This window comes from Kitasatospora sp. NRRL B-11411 (assembly GCF_000721345.1).
GTDB lineage: Bacteria > Actinomycetota > Actinomycetes > Streptomycetales > Streptomycetaceae > Kitasatospora > Kitasatospora cineracea.
In genome coordinates, this window is record NZ_JOGH01000054.1 from 63,622 (window position 1) to 70,867 (window position 7,246).

Sequence of the window (7,246 nt, forward strand, 5' to 3'; positions counted from 1 at the left end):
GCCGGGGTGGTCAGGCCAGCAGGTGGAGGCGTTGGGCGGCCGGGCCGATCCGGACGGTCTGGCCCCAGGTGAGGTGCAGGGCGTCGGCTTCGATTCCGTCGCCGAAGGCCACCAGGAGCTCCGATTCGACGGTCAGGGTGAGCTGCTGGCCGGCGTCCAGCAGGCCCTCGACGCGGGAGGTGCCGGTCACCGGGGAGGGCCAGGCCTCGCGGACGAACCAGGACAGCCGGGGCGCGGTCGGGCCGGGCAGGTCCAGGCGGCTGGAGCGCTCCAGCCAGGCCGAGCGGCACCAGCCGGTGGCGCCGGTGCCGGTGCCGACCAGGACGCCCGAGGACGCCTGGGCCTCGGGGTCGCCGCCCGGCGCCGCCAGCCGGTAGCGGGCGGTCTGGTGGCCCGGCTGGCCGAGGTAGACCTCGTTCAGGGCGAGCAGCCGCTGGGTGTCGTCCGCGACCGCCTCCACCATCGTGCGCAGCTCCAGCCGCCGCTCCACGCCCGGCAGGACGGCCGCCCGCAGCAGCGCCCCGGCCTGGTCGGCGCGGTGCCGGACCAGGACGCCCGCGTTGCGGCCCGGCTCGGCGTCGATGCCGATCACCGGCTGGCCGGACAGGTACTTGGCGGCGTTCGCCACCAGGCCGTCCTGGCCGACCACCACGACCACGTCCTCCGGGCCGAACAGGAACCGGTCCAGGTCGGAGCGCTCCACCCGGGTCTGCCGCCAGTCCAGCGGCACCGCCGCCGACACCTCGGCGAGCGCGTTGCGGGCCAGGTGGTGGCGCTGCTCGGCCTCGGCCGGCGAGCGGCCGCGCCGGGCCAGGAAGAACTCGGCCTGGCCGCGGGTGCCGTGCCGGGCGATCAGCTCCTCGTACTCGGTGCGCCGGTGGACCAGCACCACGCGCGGGGCGAGGCTCACCGGCCGTTCTCCTCGGGGGAGTTGGGCGCAGCCAGGCGGGTGAGCAGGCCGGTCAGGACGTCCGGGGTGAGGGTGATGCTGTCGATCCGCGGCAGGTGCTCGGCCAGTCGGATCAGCGCGAGGGCCTGCAGCACCTCGGGGCCGGCCTGCTGGTGCGCGGCCAGCCAGGCGGCCTCCGCAGCGGCTTTTGCCTCGCCCAACATGCGTGCCGCCTCGGCCTGTTGGGCCGCCAGCGTGCCCGCGGCCTCGGCCTCCGCGACCGCCAGCCTGGTCCGGCGGACCGCCTCCGCGTCCGTGCGGATCGCGTCCGCGGCGGCCTTCTGCTCGGCCTCGCGGCGTGCGTTGGTGCCCTGCTGCTCGACCAACTCCTCCTCGCGGCGGGCCAGTTCGATCCGGCTGGCGAGCTCGTTCTCGGCGATGGTGCGCTCCCGCTCGACCGCGACGGCGCGCCGCTCGTACGTCGCCCGGTCGGCCTCCTGCTGGACCTGCTCGCGGGCCGGGGTGCGCAGCGCCCGCTCCATCTCGGCCTCCGGCCGGACGGCGGTGACGCGCACCGCGAGCACCGTCAACCCGATCTCGGACAGCCGGGGTTCGGCGGCCAGGCCCGCCGAGATCCGCTCGCGGACGGCCGTGACGCCGTCGACCAGGGTGTCGGCCAGCGGAGTCCGGGCGATCAGCTGGAGCGCGTGCTGCTGGGCGGTCTCGGTCAGCAGGGTGCCGAGCTGGGCGAGCGGTTCGGCGCGCCAGCTGCCGGTGTCCGGGTCGATGCCGAAGTCGAGGCGGGTGGCGGCGGTGGCCGGGTCGCTGATCCGGTAGGTCACGGTGGCCTGCACCGCGAGGTCCTGGAAGTCCGAGGTGCGGGCGTGGAACATCATCGCCAACTCGCGGTCGTCGGCCGGGACTTCGGAGATCGCGGCGGTGAGCGGCCGGAACCAGAAGGCCAGTCCGGTGCCCTCGTGGGCGAGCCGGCCGTCGCGCAGGTGGCGGATGTGGCTGGTGGGGGTGGAGCGCAGGTGGCGGAAGCCGAAGCGGCGGGTGATGTCGGCCATGGGGATCGGTGCCCTTTCTTTTCGTCGTACTGACGATAATTGGTGGTGCTGGTTGTCGTCAATACGACGAAAAGGGGGTGTGGGGTTGCCGGCGCGCAGTTCGTCGGCCGGGGTCCGTCGGCGGTGGTCCGTCGGTGGTGGTCCGTCGGTCGGGGCCTGTCGGTGGTGGTCCGTCGGCCGTGGCCCGTCGGTGGTGGTTCGTCCACTCTCCGCCGGTTGTTCGCCCGTCCGGGCGGCCTTGCGAGACCCGGCGGCCCGGGTCGCCGACCGGGTGCGGTCGGCGGCCTATGGTGCTGATCGGGCGGGCCGGGCTCGCCGCCCCGGCCTCCGGCCCCGTGGCTCGACCGCCTCCCGAAAGGGCTGATCGTGAAACCGTCCTGCGCCTCCCGCCGCCTCGCCACTGCCGCCGCCCCGGATCGGGACGGGCGGGCTCGGTGGCAAGTCCCTTGGCGGGGGCGGCTGTTGGCCGCGTCGACCGCGGGGTTCCTGGCGGCCTCCGCGCTGGCAGTGACGGCCCCCGCCGCCTCGGCCGCCGCCACGTGGGGCGGAGTGCCGGGACTCGACGCGGGCGGCGCGGTGTACATCGCGGACACCTACAACGACCGGGTCGTCAGGGCGGACGGGCCGGGAGGCCGCGAACAGGAGGTCGTCGCCCGGGACTTGGACCTGCCGAACGGGGTGGCGGTCGGTGCCACGGGCGACGTCTACATCGCCGACAGCCGCCACGACCGCGTTCTGAAGGTGTCCGCCGTCACCGGGTGGCGCACCGTCGTGCGCCCGGACGTGGAACTGAACTCCCCCTACGGCGTCGCGGTCGACGGCGCGGGGACCCTCTACATCGCCGACACGGACAACCGGCGGGTGTTGAGGATCCCCGCCGACGGCGGCGCCCCGACGACCGTCGGCAGCGGGCTGGGCAACCCGACGGGGGTGGCGCTGGACGCGGCGGGCAACGTGTACATCGCCGATCCCTACAACAACCGGGTGGTCGAGGTCCCGGCCGACGGCGGCCCGCAGAGCGACGTGCCGGTGCAGGTCGCGGACCCCACCAACCTGGCGTTCAACGGCGCCGGCGACATGTTCGTCGCGGACCCCTACAACAACCGGGTGGTGGAACTGCCGCACGACGGCGGGCCGCAAACCACGGTCGGGGAAGGACTGGACTTCCCCACCGGCGTGGCCGCGGACGCGCAGGGCAACGTGTACATCGCCGACTTCAACAACAGCCGGGTGGTCAGGGTGCCGGCCGGCGGCGGGCCGCAGACCACGGTCGGCGACCACCTCGGCCACCCGTACTCGGTGGCCGTGCCGCCGTACTCAGTGGCCGTGCCGCCGCTGCCCCCGTTTGCGGCTGCTGCTGCTCGGGATGGCGGCGCTGTCGCCGTCCGGCACTCGTCGTAGCCCGTCCCGGAAGATTCAGGAGCCCCTCGCACCATGGCAGTTCACCACCGTACCGGCCCGCGCCCCACGAGGTTCGCCGGGGCGCTCGCGGCCACCGCCCTTGCCGTCGCCCTCGTCCCGGCTCCCGCGCTGGCGGCCGCCGACCCGGGCGTCGAGCAGCCGGCGTACTGCTCCTCCGCGACCCACCCCGAGCTGGCCGACCGGCTGTCCCGGGACATCGCCGACGCCGTCCGCGGGCGGCAGTCCACGCCGGCCCTCGCCGTGCGCGACCTCGGCACCGGCCTGTCCTGCTTCCTCGATCCCGCACGGCACTTCGACTCGGCGAGCATCGTCAAGGCCACCATCATGGGCGCGGTGCTGAGGATCGCCCAGGACGAGAACCGGCCGCTGACCCCGTTCGAGGAGGAGAACCTGCGGCCGATGATCACCCGGTCCGACAACGACGCCGCCGTCCGGCTGTGGAAGTACGTCGGCCCGGCCCGCATGCAGACCTTCCTCGACCTCGCGGGCATGCACGACACGGTCCTGTCGGCGGACGGCTTCGGGCTCACCCAGGTCACCGCCGGTGACGAGCTGAAACAACTGGACGTCTACACCGTCAACCCCGACGTCCTCACCCCCGAACGCCGGTCCTACGGCCTGCAGTTGATGGCCGAGGTCGAGCCGGACCAGCGCTGGGGCACACCCTTCGGCGCCCCGCCCGACGTCACGACGCACGTCAAGAACGGCTGGCTGCAACGCGCCACCCACGGCTGGCGCGTGCACAGCCTCGGCATCTTCACCGGTCCCGACCGGCTCTACCAGATCGCCGTCCTCACCGACGACGACCCCACCGAGTCCTACGGCATCGGCACCATCCAGCGCATCTCCCAGCAGATCCACCGGGACCTCGCCGACCTCGCCGACCTCGCCGACCGCGCCGACCGTGCCGAGGAGGGCCGCACTAGGGTTGCCCCCGGCGCCCCCGGTGCCCCCGACCTTGCCGCGCCGGAGATCGGTGACGGCTCCGTTCCCGCTGTCCGGGAGCGGTGAGGGGCCCGGGGAAGCCTTGGTGTGGCTCTGTCGGGAAGGGAATTGACGGCCCGTCAGATTCCGGCGCGGGTGCGGGAGGTGGTGGAGATCGCCGCCAGGTCCTGCTCGCCGTGGCCGTGGGCGATCGCCTGGAGCAGCGAGTCGCGCAGCAACGAGGCCAGCGGGAGCGGGACTTGGGTGTCGGCGCCGGCCTCCAGGGCGAGGTTCACGTCCTTCAGGCCGAGCGCCAGGCGGAACCCGGCCGGCTCGAAGGTCTGCCGGGTGATCATCGCGCCGTAACCGGCGTACACCGGGCCGGGGAACAGCGAGTCGGTGAGCACCTCGAGCAGCGCCGCCGGGGCCAGCCCGTTGGCCTCGGCCAGCGCGGCGGCCTCCGAGAACGCCTCGATCGCCGACACCAGCAGGAAGTTGGCGCTGATCTTGGCGACGTTGGCCGCGGCCGGATCCTCGCCGAGCGGCCAGGTGCGGCGGCCCATCGCCTCGAACAGCGGTGCCAGCCGGTCGAGTTCGGCGGACGGACCGGCCGCGAGGATGTTCAGGTTCCCGGCCGCCGCGACATCCGTCCGGCCCAGCACCGGCGCCGCGACGTACCCGATGCCGTGCCGGGCGTGCAGTTCGGCGGCCCGGCGGGCCAGCGCGGGCGAGACGGTGGCCATGTTGGCGTGCGCGGCGGCCCGCGCCCCGGACAGCAACTCATCGTCCAGCAGCAGGCTTTCGACCACCCGGTCGTCCGCGAGCATGGACACCACCACCTGGGCCTCGAACGCCTCGGCCAGTGTCCCGGCGGCCGTGGCCCCCTCCGCGACCAGCTCGGCCACCGGCTCCGGCGAGCGGTTCCACACCCGCACCGTGTGCCCGGCCGCCAGCAGCCGACGGGCCATCGCCCGGCCCATGCCTCCCAGACCGATGAAACCGACGTCCATGCGCAGTGCCTCCCAGTTGGCTGACGGTACTTCGGGTACTCCCGATGCTCCGAGGGTGATGCTACGGCGCGGCGGGGCGTACCGCCCGGGCCGGTCGGTCCTGTTCGGCCCGTTCGGCCCGTTCGGCCCGTTCGGTCCGTTCGGCCTTGCGGGGTTCGTCCGGCCCGGTCGGTCTGTCAGGATGCGGGCATGGTGACGGTGGTGGCGGTGCACACGGCGGACCTCGATCCGGCGACCCGGCGGGCGGCTCGGGAACTGCTGTTCGAGGTGTTCGGCGTGGGCGACATGACCGAGGAGGACTGGGCGCACTGCCTCGGCGGTATGCACGTACTCGCCCGGGAGGGCAGGGAGTTGGTCGGACACGCCGCCGTGGTGCAGCGCCGCCTGATGAACGGCGACCGCATCCTGCGGACCGGCTACCTGGAGGGCGTGGTCGTCCGGCAGGACCGCCAACGGCGCGGTATCGGCGGCCAGTTGATGGACGAGGCGGAGCGCATCGTCCGGGCCGGCCACGAGATTGGCGCGCTCGGTGCCAGCGAGGCCGGCGTCCCGTTCTACCTCGCCCGGGGCTGGCGCCCCTGGCCCGGCCCCACCTGGGCGCTCGGCCCGCACGGGCGGCAGCGCACCGCCGAGGAGGACGGCGGGATCTACCTCCTGGGCGGCGAAGGGGAGTTGGACCTCGGCGCCGACCTGGTCTGCGACTGGCGCGAGGGCGATCTGTGGTGACGCCCGGCTGTCCGCGGCGGCGCCCGGCCGAGCGGACGGTGGCCGGCCCGGTCAGCGGGGCGCGTCCTGGCGGCAGGAGGCGACGAACTCCAGCAGGCGTCCGTTCACCAGCTCGGGGCGTTCCAGGTTGAGGCCGTGCCCGGCGCCCGGCACGATCTCAGCCCGGAGGCCCGGGAGGCACGCGGTCGCCCGTTCGAGCACCCGGCGCGGCCGTGCAGCAGCACGATCGGCTCGCCGTTCCGCGCCCCGTAGTGGTGCACGTGCACGGTGCCGAAGCCGGTCTCCACGTCGAGTTCGCGGCGCGGCTGCGGCCACAGCCCCATCGCGCGGTCGTACCTGTCCGTCACCGACCCGGCCCTCGCCGGACAGCCGTTCCTCGCCGCCCTTCCTCACCGCACCGAACGAGATGGAAGCCTTCCTGGCCGGCCAGTCGACCGCCGCCCAGCAGGCCGGCGGCACCGCCCCGGGCCTGGACGCCCGGCAGGAGACCGTGGTCCTGCTGGCCCTCTCGGCGGGCCTCGGCCTGAGCGTCCTGCTCGGCCAGCGCAGTGCCGATGACGCCACCGCCGTCCTGCGCTACCACCTCGGACGGCTGTTCCCGGCCCCGGCAGCCCCGCAGGGCGTCGGCGGAAAGTCGAATGACCGCGGCGCGCGGCCCCGTTAGGGTCGGACGATGCCCGAACTGGAGCAGTTGCGCGCCGACCACGCCCCCGCGGTCCTGGCCTTCGAGACGGCGAACCGCGCCTACTTCGCGGCGACCGTCTTCGACCGCGGCGACGCCTTCTTCGCGGAGTACCCCGACCGGTACCGCGCCCTGCTGGCCGAGCAGGAGGCGGGCGACTGCGCCTGCTACCTGCTCGTCGCCGCGGACGGCTCGGTGCTCGGCAGGTTCAACCTGATCGACATCGCGGACCGCACCGCGAAACTCGGCTACCGGGTCGCCGAGCACGCCACCGGCCGCGGCCTGGCCACCGCGGCCGTCGAGCAGCTGTGCCGGCTGGCGCGGACGCGGCACGGGCTGAGCACCCTGCTGGCGGCAGCCGCCACCAGGAACGTCGCGTCCCGCCGGGTGCTGGTCAAGGCCGGGTTCGCCGAGGTCGGTCCCGCCGGCCCGGCCGACCTCGGCGGCAAGCCGGGGAGCTGGTACCGGCGCGACCTGGGGGAGCTGGGGGAGCCGGGGGATGGGGCAGGGGTGGGGTGAGCGG

The 7,246-nt window shown here is 74.4% G+C and carries 9 protein-coding genes; 5 read left to right on the top strand and 4 right to left on the bottom strand.

Annotated features, from left to right (window positions below; genetic code table 11):
• Nucleotides 1-10 precede the first annotated feature (10 nt).
• The gene (locus tag IH44_RS0123100) at nucleotides 11-910 is read right to left on the bottom strand and encodes an NAD(+)/NADH kinase (RefSeq protein ID WP_030461603.1); all 900 of its coding nucleotides are present in this window, start codon (nucleotides 908-910) and stop codon (nucleotides 11-13) included.
• Nucleotides 907-1,959 (bottom strand): SPFH domain-containing protein, encoded by a 1,053-nt coding sequence (locus IH44_RS0123105; RefSeq protein WP_030461604.1) that lies wholly within the window; start codon nucleotides 1,957-1,959, stop codon nucleotides 907-909. The genes IH44_RS0123100 and IH44_RS0123105 overlap by 4 nt, the downstream gene beginning before the upstream one ends.
• 462 nt (nucleotides 1,960-2,421) lie before the next feature.
• On the opposite strand from IH44_RS0123105, the gene IH44_RS0123110 reads away from it, so the two are divergent.
• Nucleotides 2,422-3,360 carry an NHL repeat-containing protein gene (locus IH44_RS0123110; RefSeq protein WP_051817207.1) on the top strand — a complete coding sequence of 313 codons (939 nt, stop codon included), beginning with the start codon at nucleotides 2,422-2,424 and terminating at the stop codon, nucleotides 3,358-3,360.
• Nucleotides 3,361-3,393: 33 nt separating this feature from the next.
• On the top strand, nucleotides 3,394-4,392 hold the full coding sequence (locus IH44_RS0123115) for a serine hydrolase (protein ID WP_051817208.1): 999 nt from the start codon (nucleotides 3,394-3,396) through the stop codon (nucleotides 4,390-4,392).
• Between the two features lie 53 nt (nucleotides 4,393-4,445).
• Here the strand turns inward: IH44_RS0123115 and IH44_RS0123120 are convergent, their stop codons facing one another.
• A complete protein-coding gene (locus tag IH44_RS0123120; RefSeq protein ID WP_030461607.1) occupies nucleotides 4,446-5,315 on the bottom strand; it encodes an NAD(P)-dependent oxidoreductase in 870 nt (289 codons plus the stop codon).
• A 189-nt stretch (nucleotides 5,316-5,504) separates the two neighbouring features.
• Here IH44_RS0123120 and IH44_RS0123125 point away from each other — a divergent pair, with 189 nt between their 5' ends.
• The gene (locus IH44_RS0123125) at nucleotides 5,505-6,041 is read left to right on the top strand and encodes a GNAT family N-acetyltransferase (protein WP_030461608.1); all 537 of its coding nucleotides are present in this window, start codon (nucleotides 5,505-5,507) and stop codon (nucleotides 6,039-6,041) included.
• A gap of 51 nt (nucleotides 6,042-6,092) precedes the next feature.
• Here IH44_RS0123125 and IH44_RS49445 read toward each other — a convergent pair whose 3' ends face one another.
• Nucleotides 6,093-6,194 (bottom strand): alpha/beta hydrolase, encoded by a 102-nt coding sequence (locus IH44_RS49445; protein ID WP_198545025.1) that lies wholly within the window; start codon nucleotides 6,192-6,194, stop codon nucleotides 6,093-6,095.
• A gap of 253 nt (nucleotides 6,195-6,447) precedes the next feature.
• Here IH44_RS49445 and IH44_RS43005 point away from each other — a divergent pair, with 253 nt between their 5' ends.
• Both IH44_RS43005 and IH44_RS0123140 read left to right on the top strand, forming a co-directional pair.
• Complete coding sequence (locus tag IH44_RS43005) at nucleotides 6,448-6,705, top strand: TetR family transcriptional regulator C-terminal domain-containing protein (protein ID WP_051817210.1); 258 nt, start codon at nucleotides 6,448-6,450, stop codon at nucleotides 6,703-6,705.
• A 9-nt stretch (nucleotides 6,706-6,714) separates the two neighbouring features.
• Nucleotides 6,715-7,242 carry a GNAT family N-acetyltransferase gene (locus IH44_RS0123140; protein WP_051817211.1) on the top strand — a complete coding sequence of 176 codons (528 nt, stop codon included), beginning with the start codon at nucleotides 6,715-6,717 and terminating at the stop codon, nucleotides 7,240-7,242.
• Nucleotides 7,243-7,246 lie beyond the last annotated feature (4 nt).